At 71.5% G+C, this 22,261-nt stretch carries 12 protein-coding genes and 1 pseudogene; 12 read left to right on the plus strand and 1 reads right to left on the minus strand.

Annotation, left to right across the window (positions count from 1 at the left end):
- The first annotated feature begins 182 nt into the window (after positions 1-182).
- From IBX62_00370 to holA, 5 genes and pseudogenes are all read left to right on the plus strand, one after another.
- Positions 183-7,103 (plus strand): hypothetical protein, encoded by a 6,921-nt coding sequence (locus tag IBX62_00370; protein ID MBE0475547.1) that lies wholly within the window; start codon positions 183-185, stop codon positions 7,101-7,103.
- Between the two features lie 121 nt (positions 7,104-7,224).
- Complete coding sequence (locus tag IBX62_00375) at positions 7,225-9,801, plus strand: leucine--tRNA ligase (GenBank protein ID MBE0475548.1); 2,577 nt, start codon at positions 7,225-7,227, stop codon at positions 9,799-9,801.
- A gap of 173 nt (positions 9,802-9,974) precedes the next feature.
- Positions 9,975-10,637, plus strand: a complete 663-nt coding sequence (locus IBX62_00380; protein ID MBE0475549.1) for a ComEA family DNA-binding protein — start codon at positions 9,975-9,977, stop codon at positions 10,635-10,637.
- Positions 10,634-12,922, plus strand: a pseudogene (locus IBX62_00385) (DNA internalization-related competence protein ComEC/Rec2). Before IBX62_00380 ends, IBX62_00385 begins: the two are co-directional and overlap by 4 nt.
- A gap of 172 nt (positions 12,923-13,094) precedes the next feature.
- Positions 13,095-14,066 (plus strand): DNA polymerase III subunit delta, encoded by a 972-nt coding sequence (holA, locus tag IBX62_00390; GenBank protein MBE0475550.1) that lies wholly within the window; start codon positions 13,095-13,097, stop codon positions 14,064-14,066.
- On the opposite strand, the gene rpsT is transcribed toward holA, so the two are convergent.
- Positions 14,063-14,329 (minus strand): 30S ribosomal protein S20, encoded by a 267-nt coding sequence (gene rpsT / locus IBX62_00395; GenBank protein ID MBE0475551.1) that lies wholly within the window; start codon positions 14,327-14,329, stop codon positions 14,063-14,065. The two genes, holA and rpsT, sit on opposite strands and share 4 nt — an antisense overlap.
- 152 nt (positions 14,330-14,481) lie before the next feature.
- On the opposite strand from rpsT, the gene lepA reads away from it, so the two are divergent.
- The 7 genes from lepA to IBX62_00430 all read left to right on the plus strand — a co-directional run.
- Positions 14,482-16,287, plus strand: coding sequence for an elongation factor 4 (gene lepA, locus IBX62_00400; GenBank protein ID MBE0475552.1), 1,806 nt, complete (start codon positions 14,482-14,484; stop codon positions 16,285-16,287).
- A gap of 6 nt (positions 16,288-16,293) precedes the next feature.
- A complete protein-coding gene (locus IBX62_00405) occupies positions 16,294-17,652 on the plus strand; it encodes a coproporphyrinogen III oxidase family protein (protein MBE0475553.1) in 1,359 nt (452 codons plus the stop codon).
- 84 nt (positions 17,653-17,736) lie between these two features.
- Entirely contained in the window at positions 17,737-18,747 is a 1,011-nt protein-coding gene (hrcA, locus tag IBX62_00410; GenBank protein ID MBE0475554.1) for a heat-inducible transcription repressor HrcA, read from the plus strand.
- A gap of 35 nt (positions 18,748-18,782) precedes the next feature.
- Complete coding sequence (gene dnaJ / locus IBX62_00415; protein MBE0475555.1) at positions 18,783-19,883, plus strand: molecular chaperone DnaJ; 1,101 nt, start codon at positions 18,783-18,785, stop codon at positions 19,881-19,883.
- A gap of 11 nt (positions 19,884-19,894) precedes the next feature.
- Positions 19,895-20,668, plus strand: coding sequence for a 16S rRNA (uracil(1498)-N(3))-methyltransferase (locus IBX62_00420; GenBank protein ID MBE0475556.1), 774 nt, complete (start codon positions 19,895-19,897; stop codon positions 20,666-20,668).
- Complete coding sequence (locus tag IBX62_00425) at positions 20,661-22,049, plus strand: MiaB/RimO family radical SAM methylthiotransferase (GenBank protein ID MBE0475557.1); 1,389 nt, start codon at positions 20,661-20,663, stop codon at positions 22,047-22,049. The genes IBX62_00420 and IBX62_00425 overlap by 8 nt, the downstream gene beginning before the upstream one ends.
- Before the next feature lie 74 nt (positions 22,050-22,123).
- On the plus strand, positions 22,124-22,261 hold a 138-nt coding region (locus IBX62_00430), incomplete at its 3' end, for a PhoH family protein (protein MBE0475558.1).

Here is a 22,261-nt window from a genome sequence, read left to right on the forward strand (position 1 = left end):
GATCGCAGAGCCCGCCGGGGGACCGGCGGGCTTCTTCGTGGAGGCGGCGGTGCCCGGACGCGGGGCGCGAGGGTGTCAATGGGCAGGTCAAGCTGGCCTTTTCCAGTTTCAGGTGGTATAAAGGTCAATGAAGACGCGTGCCGTACGGCCTCATGCTGGGGCGCTCCGGAGGGAGCACCCGAGTGTCTCTTGATTCATGCCATCCGCTTCGAGTAGCGGCCCGTGGCCTGCCGTGGGTCGCGTTCGTGACGCTCGCGCTCGCGCTGTCGGCGCCGGCGGACGCGAGGGCGGCCGAGGCCCACGGACCCTACAGCTTCCTCTCGTCCAAGTGCGTCCTGTGTCACGCTCCTCACGTCGCTGCATCCCCCGACAACCTCTTCGTAGCGTCCACTCCCAAGACGCTGTGCTACTCGTGCCACGACGGCACAGGGTCCGTGTACGACACCAGGTCGGCGTTCGGCGAGACGGTCGAAGGCTCCTCGGACAAGACGTCGCGCCACCCCGTACCCGAGGGGGCCCTGCAGTGCAGGGACTGCCACAGTGCACATGCCGATCCCGCCTCGCGCGCGCGGCTGCTCGCCGCCGGAGAATCCCACGCCTCCACCGGCACGGCGGTGTGCGGCTCCTGCCACGGCAGCGGCTCGGGGCTGCCCGGCGGCGATCTCACGTCGGGCCTCGCGGGGACGGGGCACGCCACACTCGGGTCGGTACCCTCGGCCGCCGACATCGCCTGCGTCGCATGCCACGAGCCCCACGGCTCTGCGCGGCCGCAGCTCCTTCGGGAGGTCGTCATGCGGTCGAACGGCACGACGCGCACGGCCGCCGACGACAAGGCGTTGTGCCTGGCCTGTCACGAGGTGCGACAGGGGGACTACCCCGGCGAGTCCGTGGCGTCTGCCGGCAAGCACTCGACGACGCTCTCGTCGACCAAGGCGGCGGTCTCGTATCCCGGTTCAGGCCGGCCGCCCGGCGACTGCATGAACTGCCACGAGCCCCACGGGACCACGGGCAACGGCGCGTATGCGAGGAAGCCCGGCTCGGAGCTGTGCGGAGAGTGCCACGATGCGGCGGGAGCGGTCTATCCGTCGGGCTACTCCTACCGGGGCGCCGGGGCGATGTCCGTCTCGGGCCATGTGAGCGTGGACAGCGGGCTCGGGTACGCCTCGCTGTCCTGCGACAGCGAGGGCTTCGCGGCGTGGGAGAGCGTCGCGCAGCCCACGCCCTCCGCGCCCGGCCAGCCCATCGCGCTCGCGCGACTCGGCGGCATGCGCTCGATGGACTCCTCCGTCACCGTGACGAGCCTGGCGTCGGTGACCGGAGAGTACGACTACCAGATGTACCGCTTCCGGGTGGAGCAGCCGCGGGCGGACGTCCGCGGGCTCGCCGCCGTGTGGCGGGGGTTCGGCGAGGAGAAGGCCGGCAACCCGGTCGTCGTGTCCGTGTGGGACAACAGCACGTCGTCGTGGCATCAGTTCGCCAACCGGCAGATGGTGGACCCGACCACGTCGCGGCTGGAGCTCGAGGTGGCGAAGCACCTGGACGCGAACGGCGACGTGTACCTGCTCGCCGGCGCCCGGAACTCCCAGGACACGGACCTGGTCAGCGGGCCGACGCTGCTGCGTCTGAGCGATACCTCGGTGCGAATCGACTGGACCACCTCCGGGCCGAGCGACAGCTGGGTCGACTACGGAGCGACCTCCGCGTACGGGACCACGGTGGGGACGTCGACGCGCGCGACCTCGCATAGCGTGACGCTCTCCGGGCTGTCCGAGCGCACCTACCACTACCGGGTCCGATCCGCAAGCGGGGACGGGGACAGTTACGTCTCGCCCGACTTCACGCTCGGCCTTCCCGGTCCCGTCCTCACGCCGGTGCCCGACCAGGAGATAATCGCTCCGGTCACGGTGGCGTTCGCCTGGACGGTGCCGTCGGAGGAGTATCGCCCCTTCCGCTACCGCGTGCAGGTGAGGGACTGGAGCGGTGCGGAGGTGTGGAGCACCTGGACGGACGACGTCACGAGCGCCTCGACGGTCCTCGGCGTCGGATCCTATCGATGGCGCGTCGAGGCCGTCGACAAGGACGAGTTCTCCTACGGCTGGTCGAACGAGGACATCTTCTACCTCTACGAGTCCGGCTCGTGCCCCTTCCTGTTCACCTGGGACGGGGAGCGATTCGGCTTTGAGGCAGACCTGTACGGCGCCGGCAAGCTCGGGGTGGTCACCAAGGACGGCTACCTGAAGCCGGAGCCCAACGACCACTACGTGCTGCGGCACGAGCCGGCTCTGCGCGACGGCCGCTACGAGTTGCGGCTGGTGGAGGAACGCGCCGAGATCGACTACCTGGACGAGCTGCGGCTCTACGCGGTGGACGCGCCGGCCGGGCGGCGGGTGATGGCCGAGAAGCCGCAAGCCGGGGAGGCGCCCTTCCCCGGGCTGGAGAAGGTGCTGCACACGATCGCGGAGGACGCTCCCGCACCCCGATCGGTCGTGCACGTGAACACGGGTCGCGACGTGACCGCCGAGATCGCATCGGACGACGACGTCTGCGTGGTGCTCAACGAGGACCGCAACGTGGACTTCGACTACCAGACCCTCGAGCTCGACCTGGGTGACGTATCCGCCGAGGATCACGTGCGGATCGCCATGGACGCGGTGAGCATGTTCCCCAACACGGCCGAGGGGAAGAAGCGCTCCGCCTCCTTCGGTGCGCGCACGAAGCTCGAGGTCCAGGATGCCGATGGGAACTGGGTGCTCGCGGATCCAGCGAAGGCCACCTTGCCCAAGGCACCGGAGTTCTCGCGCCCCTACGTCTTCGACATCTCCGACATCTGGGTCTCGGATAGCCGGAAGGTGCGCTTCACGTTCCTGTTCAAGACGTACGTGGACTGGATCGCGGTGGACACGAGCGCGGACGTCCCGGTGAAGATCACCGAGCTGCCGATGGCCTCCGCGGGGCTGCGGCTGCGCGGTCTGGACCCCCGCGACGGCGAGGAGGAGCGATACGAGTACGTCTACGGGGAGCCGACCGGGCGCACCGCCTACCTTCCCGGCGCCTACACGCGCTTCGGCGATGTGCGGGAGCTCCTGGAGCGCACGGACGACATGTTCGTCATCTACGGCGGGGGCGACGAGATCGCGCTGTCGTTCGAGCCGATCGCGCCGGCCGCGGAGGGCGAGGTCCGCTACTTCCTCGCGTACACCAACGGCTACTACAAGAACACGAAGATTCGCGGCTCGCTGGCGGTGGAGCCGCTTCCGTTCGCCGAGATGAGCAACTACCCGTACGGCGCAGACGAGTCCTACCCCGACGACGAAGCGCACCGGGAGTACCGCTCGGAGTGGAACACGCGTGTCGTCGGAGAGGACGAGGTGCTCGCGACGCCTTCGGCCGCCGAGGACGACGGATCTCCCCCCCGACTCCTGGCGGCGGTGGGCTCGTTCCTGGAGAGGATCTGGGACGGGCTCGTGTCCCTGTTCGCGCCGTCGGATCCACGGGTCGCGAGCGGGGGAGCCGGGACGGGCGACTCCGGCGAGGAGGTTCACCGCTCGCTCAACACCGACTACGTGGGGCTGGAGATCAGCTTCCCGTCGGCCAACGTCTCCGGATCCTGTCTCGCCTGCCACGCGGTCCACGGACAGGAAGAGGGAGGGCAGCCGTTGCGGGGTTCCACCTGGGGGCGCGACGCACGGGTCTGCACCGCGGACGGGACCGGCTGCCACGCCGAGGCGACGTCCTCGGTGTCGGGGGTCGACATCCTCGGCCGCTTCACCGCCAGCGGGGACGCCAGAGCGCATCACGACGTGATGCCTTGGGAGCAGGAACGGACGGGCGCGCGCATAGAGTGCTCGAGTTGCCACAACCCGCACTTGGATCGCAGGGATGTCCAGGTCGTCGACCCCTACGACAAGAGCGTCGCGGTCCCGCCGACGTTCTCTCGGTTCATCGACGGTTCCAACGACGTGTACGTGCTCGTGGGCGCGGATCACGACGGCAACCCGCCGGTCGTATCGAATCGACGGACCGACGTCTCCACCGGATGGCGGACACCGACGGTAAGGTGGTCGACGAACGAGCCGGCGGACTCCTGGGTGGACTACGGGACCGACACGACGTACGGTTCGGGGACCGTGGGAAGCGGCACGCTGACCACCTCGCACGCGGTGCTGATGCCCACGCTCACGGACGGCGTCACCTGGTACATGAGGGTCCGGACGGTCGATGCCGTGGGGAACGAGGCCGTCTCCGAGTTCACGTACTTCCCGGTGGAGCCCCCGCCCGCGCCTACGCTCGTTCCCGTCGGGGACAAGAGGGTGAACGGCTTCTGGGGGCCCTCGACGGTGGACGTCACGTTCTCATGGTCGGCCGTCACCTGTCCGGACGGGGATCCGGTCGAGTACGTGTTCGAGCTGCGGCGCAACGGCGTCGTGTGGACGACCGTCACGACAGCGGAGACGACGCACACCGTGACAGGTCTCACGGGAGGGGATGACTACCAGCCGACCGTGCTCTACACCTGGCAGGTGCGCTCGCGTGACACCCTGCACACCGACGCGGTCTCCCCGTGGGCTCAGTCCAGCTTCTACGTGACGGACGTCGAACCGTCCGGCTCGTGCCCGTTCCTGTTCACGTGGGACGGGGAGGACCATGCTTTCGAAGCCGACCTGTACGGGGCGGGCAAGCTCGCGGCCAAGACGAAGGACGGGTACCTGAGGCCCGAGCCGCGTGACGCGTACGTCCTGCGGAGCGAGCCGGCTCTGCGCGACGGCCTGTACGACCTGCGGCTGGTGGAGGAGCGCGCCGAGGTCGACTACCTCGACGAGCTGAAGCTGTACGCAGTGGACGCGCCCGCCGACCGGCTCGTCATCGCTGAGAAGCCCCAAGCCGGGGGTAAGGCGTACGGGCCGCTGGACGAGGTGGTGCAGACGATCGCAGCCGACGCGCCGCCCCCGGTCAGCGCGGTACACGTACAGGCGGGGCTCGACGTGCTCGAGCTCATCGCGAAGGACGACGACGAGTGCGTGGTGCTCAACGAGGACCGCAACGTCGACTTCGACTACCAGACCCTCGAACTCGACCTGGGCGACCTCGCCGGGGCCGAGAGCGTGCGCATCGCCATGGACGCCGTGAGCATGTTCCCGGACACGCCCGAAGGGACCGCTCGCTCCGCGTCGTTCGGCGCGCGGACCAAGCTCGAGGTGCAGGACGCCGAGGGGAACTGGGTGACGGCGGAGCCGTCCAAGGCCACCTTGCCCAAGGCGCCGGAGTTCTCGAGGCCGTACGTCTTCGACGTCTCCGACATCTGGGTCTCGGATAGCCGGAAGGTGCGCTTCACGTTCCTGTTCAAGACGTACGTGGACTGGATCGCGGTGGACACGAGCGAAGACGTCCCCGTGGCGATGATCGAGCTGCCGTTGGTCTCGGCGGAGCTGCGCGTCCACGGCATCGACGATAAGAGCGGCCGCGACGAGCGCTACGAGTACGTCTACGGTGAGGGCAACGGGGTGACCCTCTACATGCCCGGTGCCTACACCCGCTTGGGGGACGTCCGCGAACTCCTCGACGCCTGTGACGACAAGTTCGTGATCTACGGTGGAGGAGACGAGCTCGCTCTCTCTTTCGAGCCCGCAGCCGAGCCCGGGAGCGGCACCCGGCGCTCGTTCGTGATGTACACGAACGGCTACTACAAGGACAACAAGGTCGACGTCCCCCATGCGGTCGAGCCGCTACCCTTCGCCGCCATGAGCAACTTCCCGTACGGCGAGGACGAACACTACCCGGACGACGAGGAGCACCTCGCATACCTCGCCGAGTGGAACACGCGGGTCGTCGATGAGGACGACGCCATGGCAGGGTCCACGAGCTCGGCGTCGGCGGTCGGAGCCGTTGGGGAGGGCAGGGACGCCCCCTCGCTGTGGCAGCTGGTCTTCGGCCGGACGTGGGGCGAGCTCATGGACGACGTCGCGGCTCCGGCGACCGAGGAGACGCTCGCCGATGACGATGCTGTGCTGCCGCCGTCCGAGACGGAGACACCGGCCGCGGAGACATCCGTTGCCGGGGCTGGCGAGGGCGAGTGGCCGGATACCGTCGAGCACTATTCCCTCAACACGGACCGCCTCGTGCTGGCGGGCGTGCGCACGAGCGCCTCGCAGCTCGTCATAACGCCGGTGCAGGGATGGGAGAGCGAGGGGTCCGCGACGGCGCCGACGCCCTCGGCGCCCGGCTCCGAGGTGGCCGAAGGCGTCTTGACACGGGTCGGCGTGGCGGACGAGCAGTACTGGCGCACCGACCTGGCGTCCAGTGACCGGCGCTGGAACTGGCAGGTCGCGCGCTTCAGGATCACGCCGGAGGAGATCGGGGCTCTCAAGGACTTCCGTGTGCTGTGGACCGGGTACGGGGAGCCGACGCCGGGGTATGCGACGAAGGTCGCGATCTGGGACCCCGCGACCACGTCGTGGGTCTGGCTGCACACGCGGGATGCTCTGGGCGCGACGGCGAACCTCGCGTACTTCGAAGGCGGTACGCCGGATTCGTTCTGCCTGGCGTGCCATGACGGCTCCACCCCCGAGGGCGTCACCTTGCCGAGCGGTGTGACGAACATCGGGGCGAACTGGGGAGCTACGAGCAAGGCGGACTTTCATGGCGCGCGCGCGGGGACGGGCTACTCGGGCAGCACGGGCGGCATGGCTCCGCCGTACCGCCGCGGCATGGCCGCGTTGCCGTGCGTGACCTGTCACGACCCGCACGGGAGCGGCAACCTCTTCCACATAGCGGACAACGTGAACGAACGGACCGGGATCGTCGCCGTAAGCGGCAACGGGATGAAGGATCTGTGCTACGCGTGCCACACCGGCACGGTGGACCAGTGGCATAAGGAGTGCCTGGACTGCCACAACGGCGGGTGGGGGCACGGAGACGTGTACGTGGACTCTCCCGAGACGTACGGCGGGCAGAACTACCCCAACGCCAACAGCGACTGCAGGCTCTGCCACAACCACGGCAGCAAGTCGAACGTGCACAGTGACGGTGGCAGAGGCGTCGACGAGCGGGAGCAGATCCCCTCCTGGTGCGATCACTACTGCCACCACTGGGACACCACGTTCTGACGCCTCCCGTGACGGGATGTCCGCGGCTCTTCGGCGGCGGCGCCAGTGTGAAGCCGGGCCCGTCCTCGGCTATCATGCACTGGCGACCCGTCGACACCGGCCGCACGGAGGGACGTCTGGGATGGCTGATGAGCGTAGTGGGCGTTACGACCCGCACGCGATAGAGGAGAAGTGGCAGCAGGTCTGGGAGCGCGAGGGTGTCAACCGCGTGACCGAGGACCCGTCGCGCCCGAAGAAGTACGTGCTCGAGATGTTCCCGTACCCTTCGGGCGACATCCATATGGGGCACGTGCGCAACTACACCATCGGCGACGTCATCGCGCGGTACTCGACGATGCGGGGCTTCAACGTGCTGCATCCGATCGGCTGGGACGCCTTCGGGCTTCCCGCGGAGAACGCGGCGATCAAGTCCGAGACGCACCCGGCGGCGTGGACGTACGACAACATCGAGAAGCAGCGTGCGAGCTTCAAGCGGATGGGGTTCTCGTACGACTGGGACCGAACCGTCGTCACCTGCGACGAGGAGTACTACCGCTGGGGCCAGTGGATCTTCCTGAAGTTCTGGGAGCGCGGGCTGGTGGAGCGCAGGAGCTCGCCGGTCAACTGGTGCCCGAGCTGCCTCACCGTGCTGGCGAACGAGCAGGTCCTCGGCGATGGGGTGTGCTGGCGCTGCGGTACCCGGGTGGTCAAGCGCGAGCTCGAGCAGTGGTACCTCAAGATCACCGAGTACGCACAGGAGCTGCTCGACTCGCTGGAGGACCTGCCCGGCTGGCCGGACCGCGTGAAGGTCATGCAGGCCAACTGGATCGGCCGCTCGCAGGGAGCAGAGGTCGAGTTCACCCTGCTTTCCGAGGACGCTGAGTCGCCCGCCGCCGATGCCGAGGGCGCTCCGAGGCGCATCACGGTGTTCACGACGCGTCCTGACACGCTGTTCGGGTGCACGTTCTTCCTGCTGGCGCCGGAGCACCCCCTGGTCGCCGAACTCGTGGTCGGGACGGAGCACGAGGGCGCGGTGATGGACGTCGTGCGCGCCGCGGAGCGGGAGAGCGCCGTGGAGCGCGCCGCCGGCGAGCGCGTCAAGCGCGGGGCGTTCACGGGGCGCTACGTGCAGAACCCCGTGAACGGCGAGCCCGTGCCGGTCTGGGTCGCCGACTACGTGCTCATGGAGTACGGCACGGGCGCCGTGATGGCGGTGCCCAGCGGTGACCAGCGCGACTTCGAGTTCGCGCGACAGTACGGGCTGCGCATCGTGCCGGTGGTGGTGCCCGAGGAGGATCGCGAGCGCTATGACGCGTCGCTGACCGGCGGCGAGGCGCCGGCGGAGGTCGACTGGGACGCAGCCTACGACGGACCGGGCGTCATGGTGAACTCCGGGCCGTTCTCCGGGACGCCCACGGGCAAGGGCGGCGAAGGCGTGGCGGCCGTCACGCGGTGGCTGGAGGAGCGCGGAACGGGACGGTCCTCGGTGAACTTCCGCCTTCGCGACTGGCTGATCTCGCGCCAGCGCTACTGGGGCAACCCCATCCCGGCGGTGCACTGTGAGGCGTGCGGCCTGGTCCCCGTGCCGGAGAGCGACCTGCCCGTGCGCCTGCCCGCCGAAGTGGACGTCACGAAGGGCGAGACACTGGCCGACCACCCCGAGTTCTACGAGACGACCTGTCCCGCCTGCGCGGGCGCGGCGAGACGCGAGACCGACACGATGGACACGTTCACGGACTCGTCGTGGTACTACCTGCGCTACTGCGACGCTCGCAACGACGAGGCGATCTGGGACCGGGAGAAGGCGGGCCACTGGATGCCGGTCGACCAGTACATCGGCGGCATCGAGCACGCCATCCTGCACCTGCTGTACTCGCGCTTCTTCACGAAGGTCTTCCGCGACCTGGGCCTGCTCGAGGTCGACGAGCCGTTCACGAACCTGCTCACGCAGGGGATGGTGAAGCTCGAGGGCTACACCATGTCGAAGTCGCGCGGCAACGTCGTGGCGCCGGAGGACATGATCGCCCAGCACGGCTCGGACACGCTGCGGGCCTACATCCTGTTCATGGCGCCGCCCGACAAGGATCTCGAGTGGAGCTTCGAGGGCCTCGAAGGGCTCGATCGCTTCCTCGGCCGAGTGTGGCGGCTGGTGGGCGAGGTCGCCGAGGAAGGCGGGACGGGTGTCCCTCGGGTCTCCGGCACCGGCTCCGGCGGCGTCGCCGCCAAGGAGCTGCGCCGCCTGATGCACCGCGCGATCGGCAAGGTCACCGAGGACGTCGAGCGGTTCAACCTCAACACCGCCATCGCGGCGATGATGGAGTACGTCAACGCCATGGGCGAGTACCGCCGCGGCGAGTCGACGGGGCGCGACCTCGCGCTGGAGCGAGAGGCGGCCGAGAGCCTGACGCTGCTGCTCGCGCCGTTCACGCCGCACCTCGCCGAGGAGCTGTGGCGCGGAGTGCTCGGAAAGCAGGGTTCCGTGCACGCGCAGGCGTGGCCCGCGTGGGACCCGTCCGCGGCCGCGGCCGAGGAGGTCGAGATCGCGGTCCAGGTCAACGGGAAGGTCCGCGACCGGGTGACCGTGCCCGCCGACGCGTCCGAGGAGGAGGTCCGCGACGCCGCGCTCGGACTCGACAGGATCGTCGCGCAGCTCGAGGGCAAGACCGTGGGCAAGGTCGTGGTAGTGCCCGGCAAGCTCGTGAGCATCGTGGCGAAGTAGGCGCGCGGGATGCGGGAGCTCGCCGAGGAGCGTTCCCAAGCCGTCGCTCACCGCCGGCGTTAAGGCCCCGGTCAGGTTCCGGTGAGACCGACGCGTAGACTCGTCGTCAGGTCATGACGACGGCCCCTCCGTCGCGAGGGGGTGTCGCGATGACGGGCGAACGGCTTGAGGAGCTGCTGCGGCGCGCCGGGGTCTCCTCGGTCACTCAGGCACAGGTCGTGGTCGTCGTGGTGCTCGCGCTGGCCTGCGCGGGGTGGTTCGCCTGGCGGTCGCGGCCCCCAGGCGGCGACGAGTTCACCGCGTCGGAGGCGCCGGGGACGACGGAGGCGCCGGAGGGCGCCGGTGACGCGCCCGGCGGTTCGGAGCAGGCGGGAGAGCCCGCGGAACTGGTGGTGCACGTCGTGGGCGCAGTGGCGCACCCGGGCGTGTACAGGCTGCCGGCGGGCAGCCGCGTCGCCGACGCGGTAGAGGCCGCGGGGGGCGCGCTGGGAAACGCCGCTCCCGACGCGGTCAACTTCGCGCGGCTGCTGTCCGACGGCGAGCAGCTGGCGCTGCCCACGCGCGAGGAGTGGGGGTCGGGCAAGGCGCAGTCCGTGCCGGGCGGGGGGAGCGGCGCCGCGGGCGCGCCGGCCGCTGCGGCCGGGGTGGTCGACCTGAACACCGCTGACGAGGCTGCCCTGGACACGCTGCCGGGAGTCGGCCCGGCGACCGCGCGGCGCATCGTCGAGGACCGGGCGGCCAACGGGCCCTTCGCGAGACCCGAGGACCTCATGCGGGTCTCGGGCATCGGCGAGAAGAAGTACGAGGCGCTGAAGGACCTGGTGACGGTGCGATGAGCGCCGCCGAGGACCGTCGCCTCTCAGTGACCCGGCCGTCCGTCCCACCCGTGACGTGGGCTGCGGCGGCCCTGTGGTGCGGCTGCGTGTTGGGGGAGGACGTCGCCTGGAGGGTGTGGCAGGGGAGCTGGGCGCCGGGCGCCCAGTGGGCGGCGGTGGCGGGAGCCGCCGCGGTGGCAGGCGTCTCGGTCGCTCTCTCGGCCGGGGCGAGGCGGAGACGCGGGGCCGCCTTGCGAGCCGTGCTGGGAACGGGGCTGGCGCTGGGCGTGTTCGTCTCGGTGACGTCGGGTGCGGCGTGGCGGCACAAGGCCGAGGCGTGCCGGGGCGCCGGGGCCGCGGATTGGGCCGCGGTGGTGGTCTCCGACCCGAGACCCGGGCGGTTCGGCAGCTCCGTCGCGTGCCGTCTCGAGGGCCCGCCAGCCCGCGGGGCGCTCGTGTCGGTGCGGCTCCCCGAGGGGGTCGAGCCGCAGATGGGGGAGCGGCTCCGCTTCGCGGCGACGCTGCGGCCGCCCGAGCCGGCGGAGGAGTGGGCGCGCCGCTCGGCGCGGCGCGGCGAAGCGGCGTCGGGCAACGCGTGGCGGGCGGAGCGGTCCGGCTGGGCGCCGGGGTGGCGCGGTCTGCTGTACCGCTGGAGGGCGCGCGTGGCCGCGGAGCTGTCGGTCTCCACGAAGGGGCCGGCCGGTGACCTCATGGCCGGCGTGCTGCTGGGCGACAGGAGGCGCGTGAGCGGCACGCCGCTCGAACGCGACTTCCGCACGCTCGGCCTGTCGCACCTGCTCGCGGTCTCGGGCAACCACCTGGGCGTCGTGTGCGCGGTGTCGGTCTGGGTGGTCTCCCGCATCCGCGCCCCCCGCGCGGTTCGCGTAGCCCTCACGGTGGCCGCGGGCGCCGCCTTCGCCGCGGTGACCGGGTTCCAGATGTCGGCGCTGCGGGCGCTCGGGATGGTCACGGTCGCGGCCGCCGTGTCGGTGCTGCACCGACGAGGAGATCCTCTCGCCTCCCTGGCGCTCGCCGCGTCCGCGATGGCGCTGGCCGTCCCCTGGTCGGTGTTCGGCGTCGGCCTGCAGCTCTCGGTCCTCGCGGTCGCGGGGCTGGCGGTCTTCGGCGATCTCGCGGGGGAGTGGGTGTCACTCGCGCTCGGCGGGCGGCTGCGGCGGGTGTCCTCGGCCATGGGCATGACGCTGGCGTGCCAGGCGGCGACGGCGCCCGTGGCCGTGCCCGCGTTCAACATGTTCTCGCTGGCCGCGCCCCTGGCCAACGCGCTGGTCGTGCCCCTGGTCGCCATCGCGCTCCCCGTCGCGCTCTGCGGCGCCGCGGTCCTGCCGCTCGCGCGCGGGCCTGCCGTCGTCGCGATCGGGCTCGCGGCGCTGCCGTTGCGGCTGGCCGCCGTCGCCGCGGGCGCGCTGGCACGCCTGCCGGGTGCGGCCGTCCCTCTCTCGGGCGCGGCGGGGGTGCTCGGGGCGGTCACGTTCGCGGTCCTGGCCGGCGTGTGGGTGACGTGGCCCCGTCCGTCGCGTCCCTCGCATGCGCGCTTCGTCGCGCTGGGGGCGCTGCTCGCCATGGGGCTGGTAGCCGTCGGCCCGCATGCGGGAGGAGCGCGCGTCGTCGTGATGGACGTGGGGCAGGGTGACGCCGTCCTCGTGCGGGACGGCGGGGCCGCGATGCTCGTGGACGCGGGCCCGGATGCAGCGGGCATCAGGAGCGCACTGGCCCGCCAGGGCGTGCGGAGGCTGGATTCGGTCGTGCTGACGCACGACCACGACGATCACACCGGCGGGCTGGAGGGCCTCGCCGGCCTCGTGCGGATCGGCTGGGTCGGGGTCCCCGGCGTGCCGGAGGCGTCCTTCGCCGAGGAGCGCCCCGTCGCGCGCGCGATGGGTGTGGGGGAGTGGCGGGAGTTGGGCGCGGGCGCGCGGTGGAAGGTCGGGACGCTGGAGGTGCGGGTGCTGTGGCCGCCGGCCGGAGAGGAGGGGCTCTCCACCAACGACACGAGCGCGATCCTCGGGGTGAGCGCCGGAGACACCCACGTCGTGCTCACCGGTGACGCCGAGGGCCTGCCGCAGACGCGACTGGAGGCGGACGGAGCCCTGCTCCCCGTGGAGGTGCTCAAGGTGCCGCACCACGGCAGCGTCAACGGCCTCGACCGGACGGGTCTGCGGGCGTGGAGGCCGCAGGTCGCCGTCGTCAGCGTGGGAGAGGGCAACTCGTTCGGTCATCCGGCGCCCTCCACTCTGGCGATGCTCCGGAACGCCGGAGCGGCGATCTACCGCACGGACCGCGACGGCGACGTGACGGTGCGCTTCGGCCGCGCGGGGTTCCGGGTCGAGACGCAGGGCGCAGGGTCATCACGGCGGTCCCCGGGCGTCTCGCGGCACGCTGACGGGTGTGCGAGAATCCGGGGGGTGTCGCTGCCCGAGGGGGCGATCCGTACCCGTTGCGACTCACGAGGGGCCTTTCGTGTCGGACCTGGGCGACCTCAAGCCGGTGTACCTCATCCACGGCTCCGAGGAGCTGCTGCTGGAGCGCGCTGTCGCGCGCCTCCGCGAGAGGCTCGCCAGGGTGGCCGACCTCGACTTCAACTTCGACCACTTCGACGGCGCTCAGGCGAGCGCGGACGAGATCGTAGCCGCGGCGAACACGCTGCCGTTCATGTCGGAGCGGCGGCTCGTGGTCGTGCGCGACGTGGACAAGATGCCCGCCGAGGAGCAGCAGCGGCTGGCCGAGTACGTGAAGGATCCGGCCGAGCACACATGTCTCGTGCTCGTCGGGGTGAAGCTGGCGAAGAACTCGCGGCTCTACAAGGCCGTGGCGGCGCTCGGTGGCGTATCCGAGTACGCCGCCCCAAAGAGGTCCGAGTACCCGGCCAAGGTCGTCGGACTCTTCGAGGAGAAGGGCCGGGAGGTGGGGATCGACGCCGCCGAGACACTCGTGGAGGCGGTGGGGCGGGATCTGCGGCGCCTCGCGACCGAGATCGACAAGATAGTCGCGTTCGCCGGCGAGACGACGACGCTCACGCGGCAGGACGTGGAAGCGGTCCTGTCCACCGTCGCCCCGGCGTCGATCTTCGACTTCCTGGAGGCGATGGGGATGCGAGACGCGCGGCGGGCCATGCGCCTGCTCTCGGACCTGCTCGCGCAAGGGGAGGCGCTCCTCGGCGTGCATGCCATGGCGGTGCGGCACGTGAGGCAGCTGGCCTCCGTGCGTGCGCTGACGGACCGGGGGCTCTCGTGCGGGGAGGTCGCCGGAGCGATGGGGCTGGCCGACTGGCAGGTGCGCAAGCTGGCGCCCCAGGCGGCGCGGCATGATCAGGCGGGGTCCTCCGGCGCCCTGCGCTCGGCCGCCGCTGCGGAGGCGGAGATGAAGACGAACCGGGATGCCCGGCTCGCCTTCGAACGGTGGGTGCTGGAGGTCTGCGGCGAGTCGACCTAGCCCTCCATCGCGTTGACGCGCTTCATCACGCCGCGCTTGCGATTGGCGGCCTGGTTGGCGTGCAGCACGCCCTTGGACGCTGCCTTGTCCAGCATCCTGGACGCGGCCTGCGCCCGGTCGAGCGCGCCGGCCTTGTCGCCGGCCTCCACGGCCTCGGTGGCGCGGCGGATCGCCGTCTTGACGGAAGACCGCACCGCCTTGTTGCGCTGGTGGCGCTTCTCGTTCGTGATGTTGCGCTTCTTCTGGCTCTTGATGTTGGCCAAGTCCTCGGTTCCCTTCGGCTCACCGGCCCGTGTCCGTTTCCGCGCAGCGGGGTGGTGGCGGACGAACCTGTGAAGTCTAGCACACGCCTCCGCGCGTTTCCAAGACCCGATACCCTTTGTGAGCGGCGTGGGGCTTGCTAGACTGAACCGCCATGACCCGGCCTTCAGACATACGCAACTTCTCGATCATCGCGCACATCGACCACGGGAAATCCACCCTGGCCGACCGCATGCTCGAGCTCACCCACACCGTGGAGGGGCGCGACATGGTCGAGCAGGTGCTGGACTCGATGGACATCGAGCGCGAGCGCGGCATCACGATCAAGGCGCAAGCCGTCCGGCTCATGTACGACGCCGACGACGGCCGTACCTACCAGCTCAACCTGATCGACACGCCGGGCCACGTCGACTTCACCTACGAGGTCTCGCGCTCGCTCGCAGCCTGCGAGGGCGTGCTGCTCGTCGTGGACGCGGCACAGGGCGTGGAGGCCCAGACGGTGGCCAACGCTCTCATGGCCATGAACGCGCACCTCGAGATCATCCCGGTCATCAACAAGATCGACCTGCCGGCGGCCGACCCCGAGCGCGTGCGTCACGAGATCGAGGAGGCGCTCGCGGTGCCCGCGGAGGACGCCGTGCTGGCCAGCGGCAAGACCGGCGAGGGCGTCCGGGAGGCGTTGGAGGCCGTCATCGCGCGCGTCCCTGCTCCGGCCGGTGATCCGGATACTCCTCTCAAAGCGCTCATCTTCGACAGCTACTTCGACGCCTACCGGGGCGTAGTCGCGCTGGTCCGCGTGGTGGACGGCACGATCGGCAAGGGCGCCAAGGTGCGCATGATGGCCACCGGCGAGACCACAGAGGTGGAGGAGGTCGGCGTCCGCCGTCCGGCGAACGTGCCGGTCGGGGCGCTCGGCGTGGGCGAGGTGGGCTACGTCATCATGGGCCTGAAGGACCCGGCCCTCGTCAAGGTGGGCGACACGCTGACGCTGGCCAGACACGGAGCGACCGAGGCCCTGCGCGGTTACCGGGACGTGAAGCCGATGGTCTACACCGGGCTCTTCCCGATCGACGGCGACCAGTACCCCGAGCTCCGCGACGCGCTGGACAAGCTGAAGCTGAACGACCCGGCGCTTCTCTACGAGCCCGAATCCAGTCACGCGCTGGGCTTCGGCTTCCGCGTCGGCTTCCTCGGCCTGCTGCACATGGAGGTCGTCAAGGAACGCCTGGAGCGCGAGTTCGACCTCGATCTGCTGGCGACCGCTCCGAGCGTGGAATACCACGCGTTCCGCACCGACGGGGAGATGGTGGAGGTCCATTCCCCCCAGGACATGCCCGAACCGGGACGCCTGGAGCGGGTGGAGGAGCCGTACTTGAACGCCACGATCCTCGTGCCGCCGAAGTACGTCGGCGCGGTGATGGAGCTGGCCGAGGGCCGGCGGGCGGGCTTCAAGGACATGCAGTACCTCTCGGCGACGACGGTCGAGATGCACTACGAGATCCCGCTCTCCGAGCTCATCATGGACTTCTTCGACCAGCTCAAGAGCCGCACCCGCGGCTACGCGTCGCTCGACTACGAGTACGTCGGCTATCGGGAGAGCAACCTGGTCAAGCTCGACATCCTGCTCGCAGGCAAGGCCGTGGACGCTCTGTCCTTCATCGTGCACAGGGACAAGGCCTACGCGCGGGGCCGCGTGCTCACCGAGAAGTTGCGCGAGATCATCCCGCGGCAGATGTTCGAGGTGCCCATCCAGGCGGCGATCGGATCCAAGATCATCTCGCGCGAGACGGTGCGCGCGAAGCGCAAGGACGTGCTCGCGAAATGCTACGGCGGCGACATCACCCGCAAGCGCAAGCTGCTCGAGAAGCAGAAGGCCGGGAAGAGGCGGATGAAGAACGTCGGCAACGTCGAGGTCCCCCAGGACGCCTTCATGGCGATCCTGAAGGTCGACGAGGGGTAGGCGCGTGTGAGCGCGGAGGAGTCCCGGCGATCACGCGATCCCTTCGGGGCCGTCGGCTCCGCCGGCGGCGTCTCGCTCTACGTCCACGTCCCGTTCTGCGCGAGCAGGTGCGCCTACTGCGACTTCTTCTCGATCCCGCTGCCCGGGCGGCCGCCTGGCCAGGGGCCCCGGCCGGCGGGCGCCGACGGGATGCTCGCGGACCCTGTCGGCGAGTTCCTCGCGGCATCGCGGATGGACGGCTTCCTGGGGGAGGTCCTCCAGGACGTCCCGACGCTCTACGTCGGCGGCGGGACGCCGACCGTTCTGGGCGAACGGCTGGTCGAGCTGCTCTCCGAGACGTGCGCGCACGTCGGGCTGCGGCCCGGGGCCGAGATCACGGTGGAGGCCAACCCCGACTCGCTGACCCCCGCGCTCGCCGAAGCGCTCGCGGCGGCCGGGGTGAGCCGCGTCAGCCTGGGCGTGCAGTCCTTCGACGACGACGTCCTCGCAGCGCTGGGGCGACGCCACGACGCGCGGCGTGCCGAGGAGGCGGCGGCGGCGGTGGCCGGGTCGGGCCTGCGGCTGTCGGTGGACCTGATGTGCGGCGTGCCGCGACAGTCGGCGTCCGGCTGGCGCGAGTCGCTGGAGCGGGCGCTGGACAGCGGCGCGGGCCACGTGAGCGTGTACCCGCTCTCGGTCGAGCCGGGGAGCGCGCTGGCCGAGTCGGTACGCCGCGGCGAGCTCCGCGAGCCGGACCAGGACTCCACGGCCGGGATGATGCTGGCGGCCGAGGAGGTCCTCGGCGAGGGGGGGCTCGTCCGGTACGAGGTCGCGAACTACTCCCTGCCGGGCGAGGAGTCGCGACACAACCTGCGTTACTGGACCGGAGGCGAGTACGCCGGGGTCGGGCCTCGCGCGCACAGCATGATGTCGCCGGCGACGCTCGCGCGGGTCGGCGTGCTCGGCGAGCTCGCGCTGGAGCGGCTCGGCGTGGACGCGGACGACGGGGGGCGCGTCCGGCTCATGGCCGACGCGTCGCTGGAGGAGTTCGTGCGCGAGCGGTGGGACGGACGGCCCGCCGAGGTGGAGTACCTCGCGCCGGGCGACGCCGCGCGCGAGGACGTCATGCTGGGGCTGCGGCTGGCGGAAGGCGTCACCGACGCCCTGGTCGAGCTCGCCGGCGCGGACGTGCGCGCGGCTCTGGAGCGGCTCGAGGCGGCGGGCCTGGTCGAACGGTGGGCGAGCGAGGCCGGCGCTCCGGCGTCCGACGCGCAGCGGACGGAGCCGCCCGGCACGAAGAGGGCCTCCCGCTGGCGGACCACGCGTCGGGGCTGGCTGCTGGGCAACGAGGTCTTCGGCGCCGTCTGGAACGCGCGGGGAGCGTAGAGGACGGCTCTCCTCGGGTACCTACCTTCACCTGAGACCCTGGCACTCGCTATACTCGAGTGCCAACAGGAGGTCTTGCCGCTGATGCTGAACGAACGAAGGCGGATCGTGCTCTCCGCCCTGGTGAGCGAGTACATCCGCAGCGCCCAGCCCGTCGGGTCGAAGCACCTCGTCGACGCGTATCGGCTCGACTGCAGTCCCGCCACCGTGCGCAACGAGCTGGCGGCGCTGGAGGACGCCGGGCACGTGTACCAGCCGCACGTCTCCGCCGGACGCGTGCCGACCGACTCCGGCTACCGCGTGTACGTGGACGGGGTCGCTCCGTCGCCCGAGGGCCTGACCGGCGAGGAGGCCGAGAGCGTCCGAGCGCACTACCACAGGCTCGCCGACGAGATCGACGACGTGGTTCGCGAGACGAGTGCGCTGCTCACGCGCCTGACCGACTACGCCGCGGTCGTGGTCGCGCCCGGGTTCCGCGGGGCGACGATCCGTCGCGTCGACGTGGTGGCGCTGTCGGCCGCGCGCGCCCTGGTGGTGGTCATCACGGACGCGGGGCAGGTCGGGAACCGGCACGTCGACCTCGGCGAGGAGACCGTCGCGGCCGAGCTCAGCGTTCTCGAGAGGCTCTTGAACGAGGCGCTCGAGGGGTTCCGTGCCTCCGACGACCTCCCCGGTCTCAGCCCCGCGCTGGCCGAGGGGGTGGGTGCGCGGCTGCTGGAGGCGGTGCGAGACTGTCTGGTGGAGCAGGACCGTGCCCGCTTGAGGCACGCGGGGACGTCGGCGCTGCTTGGCCAGCCGGAGTTCGCCGACGCCTCGGCGGTCCGTCCCCTCATCGAGACCATAGAGGACGGGCTGGCGATGCTGAAGGTGCTCTCCGGCGCGATGAAGGGGCACGGCGTGACGGTGAGCATCGGCACCGAGAACGCGACGGAGGGCCTCGAGCAGGTCAGCGTAGTGGCCGCACACTACGGCCGCGCGGGCGCGGACGGGGCCGTGTGCGTGATCGGGCCGACGAGGATGGAGTACACCCGCGCGATGAGCGCGGTGCGCTGCGTCGCGGACGCTTTGAGCGAAGCGCTCGGCGGCTCCGCGTAAGCCGCGCTTCTCGGAGAAGGAGACCGTTGGCACCCATGGACTACTACGCCGTGCTCGGTGTCGGGCGCGAGGCGACCGAGGACGAGATCAAGCGCGCGTTCCGGCGAAAGGCCCGCGAGACGCACCCGGACGTCGCCGGCCACGACGGCGCGGAGGAGGCGTTCAAGGCGATCAACGAGGCCTACGAGGTGCTGTCCGACCCCGACAAGCGCCGCGTCTACGACCGGTACGGCACCGTCGACCCGCGCGCGGCCGCCCCGGACCTCGGCGACCTCTTCGGGGGAGCGGGCCTGGACGACGTGTTCTCGGCGTTCTTCGGCGGCGGGTTCGGCGGCTTCACCCCCCAGCGCCCGAGGACCGAGGGCCGCGACATGACGGCCGCGGTCACCGTCACGCTCGAGGAGGCGGCCGCCGGCGCGACGAAGTCGGTGCGCGTCACGCGCGACGCGCCCTGCGAGGCGTGCGGCGCCACCGGTGCGGGCGAGGGCGGCTCGGCGGCGACCTGCATGGACTGCAACGGGATGGGCAAGCGCAGGGTGGGGCGGCGCACGTTCCTCGGGATGATGGAGACGGTGACCGCCTGCCCGACGTGCGGAGCGACGGGCGTGGTGATCGACCAGCCGTGCGCGCGCTGCGCGGGCTCCGGGCGTGCGCGCGTCACCCAGGACATCGAGGTGGAGGTGCCGGGCGGCGTCGCCGACGGCATGGGCGTCCGGGTGCCCGGCGCCGGGGAGGCCGGCATCCGGGGGTCGGCGGCCGGCGACCTGATCGTGTCGGTGCGCGTCTCCCCGCACGAGTACCTGCACCGCGAGGGCGACGACCTGCACGTGCGCGCCTCGGTCACGATCAGCCAGGCGGCCCTGGGCACGGTGCTGAAGGTACCCGGCCTGGAGGGCGAGGTGAGCGTGGAGGTGCCCGCCGGCACCCAGTTCGGCGACCTGGTACGCGTGCGCGGCGAGGGCATGAGGCGGCTGCGCCGCCCCGGCCGGGGCGACCTGGTCGTGCACGTGGCCGTCGAGGTGCCTCGCAAGCTCAGCAAGCGGCAGCGCGAGCTCCTCGGCGAGCTCGGGGAGTCGCTCGGCGACGCGCAGCGGACGAGCCCGCTGCAGCGCCTGCGCGAGTGGCTGTCCGCGTAGGCCGGCAGTCCATGTCCCTGCACCGGTTCTTCCTGACCGCGCCGCTCGCCGCCGGCGCTCCCGCCGCGCCGGGGGAGGCCGTCGCGCTCGCGCTCGACGGCGGCGACGCGTGGCACCTGCAGCGGGTGCTGCGCTTGGGGGCAGGCGACCGCTTTGTGGCCGTGGAGCCCGGAGGACGCGAGGTCGTCGTGCGGCTCGCCGAGGTCGGCGCCGGGCTCTCCGCCGTGCCGGAGGAGGAGCTGCCGCGGCGCCACGAGCCCCGCGTCACGCTCGTGCAAGGCGTGGGCAAGGGGCCGAAGACGGATCTCGTGGTCGAGAAGGCCACCGAGATAGGGGCCGAGGAGGTGCTGCCGGTGCTGACCGCCCGCACGGTGGTGCGCCTGGACGCCCGTAAGCGCGCGGAGCGCGGGCAGCGGTGGCGCCGGGTGGCGGCGGAGGCAGCCAAGCAGTCGCAACGCGCGTTCGTCCCGCGCGTGGAGGACGCCGTCGAGCTCGGCGGCGTCCTCGAGGCGCTGCGGGGCTTCGACGCCGTGCTCGTGCCGTGGGAGGAGGCGGAGGGCCGCGGCGTCCGCGGCGCGCTCGCCGCGACGGCCTCCGACGCCCGGGTGGCCGTCGTGGTCGGCCCGGAGGGCGGGCTGACGGCCGAGGAGGTCGCCCGGCTCGCCGCGGTGGGCGGCGTCCCGGTCACGCTGGGTCGCAACGTACTTCGCACCGAGACGGCCGGCATCGTGGCGCTGGCGCTGGCGATCCACGAGCTCGGCGGTCTCGGGGGCCGTGATGGATGAGGGCGTCCCCCGGGTCCCGCCCGGCGGGGAGCGCGGCGATCGGGCGGTCGTCGCGGTGAGGACGCTGGGCTGCAAGGTCAACCAGGCGGGCGGCGAACGGATCGCCGGCGAACTGGCGCGGCGGGGGGTACGGCTCTCGCGCGAGGGCGAGGCCGCCGTGGTGGTCGTGAACTCGTGCACCGTGACGGGCGAGGCCGACGCCAAGGTCCGCAAGGCGGTCCGCCGGGCGCTGAACGCCGCGCGGCGACCGGCCGTCGTCGTGACGGGGTGCCTCGCCAGGCTCGACGCGGAGGCGCTGGCGAGCCTGGGCGAGCGGGTCGTCGTCGAGCCCGACCCGGAGGCGGTTGCGCTCCGCGTGCTGGAGCTCCTCGGCCTGCCCGAGGACCTCCGCGGCGCCTCACCGTCCCGCGCACCGGCGGGCGGCGGCGCGCCGTCGCCCTTCCGCACCCGGGCGCTCGTCAAGGTCCAGGAGGGCTGCGACGCGCGCTGCGCGTACTGCATCGTCCCCGACGCGCGCGGAGGCCCGCGCTCGGAGCCGTTCGAGCGGGTGGTGGCCGAGGTAGCCGCGCTGTCGGCCGCCGGCGTGGCCGAGGTCGTGCTCACGGGTACGAACGTCGGGCGTTTCGACGGCCCCGGCGGGTTGCCCGCGCTGCTGCGCGAGGTCGCCGCGACCGGCGTCGGACGCATCCGCCTGTCCAGCATCGAGCCGCTCGACCTCACCGACGCGTTCCTCGAGGCAGCCTCCTCGGTCGGCGCGTTCGTGCCGCACCTGCACGTCCCCCTGCAGTCGGGCTCCGACCGCGTCCTGGCGGCCATGCGCCGCGGGTACTCCGCCCGGACGTTCGCGCAGCGGGTGGCGGCGGCGAGGGACGCGATCCCGCGCCTCGCGGTCACCACCGACGCTCTCGTCGGCTTCCCCGGCGAGACGGCCGAGGAGTTCGCCGGGACCGTCGCGCTCGCCGAGGAGGTCGGCTTCGCGAGCATGCACGTCTTCCGGTACTCGCCCAGGCCGGGCACGCCGGCGGCGGTCATGCCCGGGCGCATGTCCGCCGAGGAGGTCGCGCGGCGCTCGCGCGTGCTCCGCCGGACCTCGGAGGGGCTGTCGCGCGCGTATCGCGCGGCGCGGCTGGGCGGGTGCGCGGACGTGCTCGTCGAGACGCTGAGTCCCCCCGAGGCCGAAGGCACATCCGAGGACTACCTCAAGGTACGTTTCTCGCTAGAGGAAGCGCAGGCAGGCGAGGTCGTCCGCGTTCGCCTGACCGCACTCTCCGGCTGCGGCATGACCGCCGAGGTCTTCCCGGCTCCCGACCCTGGCCGAGACCGGCCCGGACGGGGCCGACGAGACCCTCTGCGAGCGGGGAAAGAGCAGCCCGAGTGGTAGAATCACAGGTGCGCCGGGCGAGTGCGGACGCTCCTCGGGCCGGGTGCGACACGAAAGGAAGCGGGGACAGGGGTGTGCTGAAACCGACCCAGATCCGTCTGGTCGTGCCTCCCGAGGTGGAGATGACCGATCTCCTCGGGCACGGCGACCACCTGCTGCGGCTGGTGGAGGACCAGTTCGAGTCCGAGATATCCGTCCGGGGCAACGAGATC

Source organism: Coriobacteriia bacterium, assembly GCA_014859305.1.
In the GTDB taxonomy this organism is placed as follows: Bacteria; Actinomycetota; Coriobacteriia; order Anaerosomatales; family Kmv31; genus Kmv31.

What these genes read in the sequence shown, in the direction of transcription:
- hrcA (MBE0475554.1), top strand. Translation starts at nt 17,737, where the DNA reads ATGCTGAACGAACGAAGGCGGATCGTGCTCTCCGCCCTGGTGAGCGAG.
- IBX62_00375 (MBE0475548.1), top strand. Translation starts at nt 7,225, where the DNA reads ATGGCTGATGAGCGTAGTGGGCGTTACGACCCGCACGCGATAGAGGAG.
- lepA (MBE0475552.1), top strand. Translation starts at nt 14,482, where the DNA reads ATGACCCGGCCTTCAGACATACGCAACTTCTCGATCATCGCGCACATC.
- dnaJ (MBE0475555.1), top strand. Translation starts at nt 18,783, where the DNA reads ATGGACTACTACGCCGTGCTCGGTGTCGGGCGCGAGGCGACCGAGGAC.
- IBX62_00420 (MBE0475556.1), top strand. Translation starts at nt 19,895, where the DNA reads ATGTCCCTGCACCGGTTCTTCCTGACCGCGCCGCTCGCCGCCGGCGCT.
- IBX62_00425 (MBE0475557.1), top strand. Translation starts at nt 20,661, where the DNA reads ATGGATGAGGGCGTCCCCCGGGTCCCGCCCGGCGGGGAGCGCGGCGAT.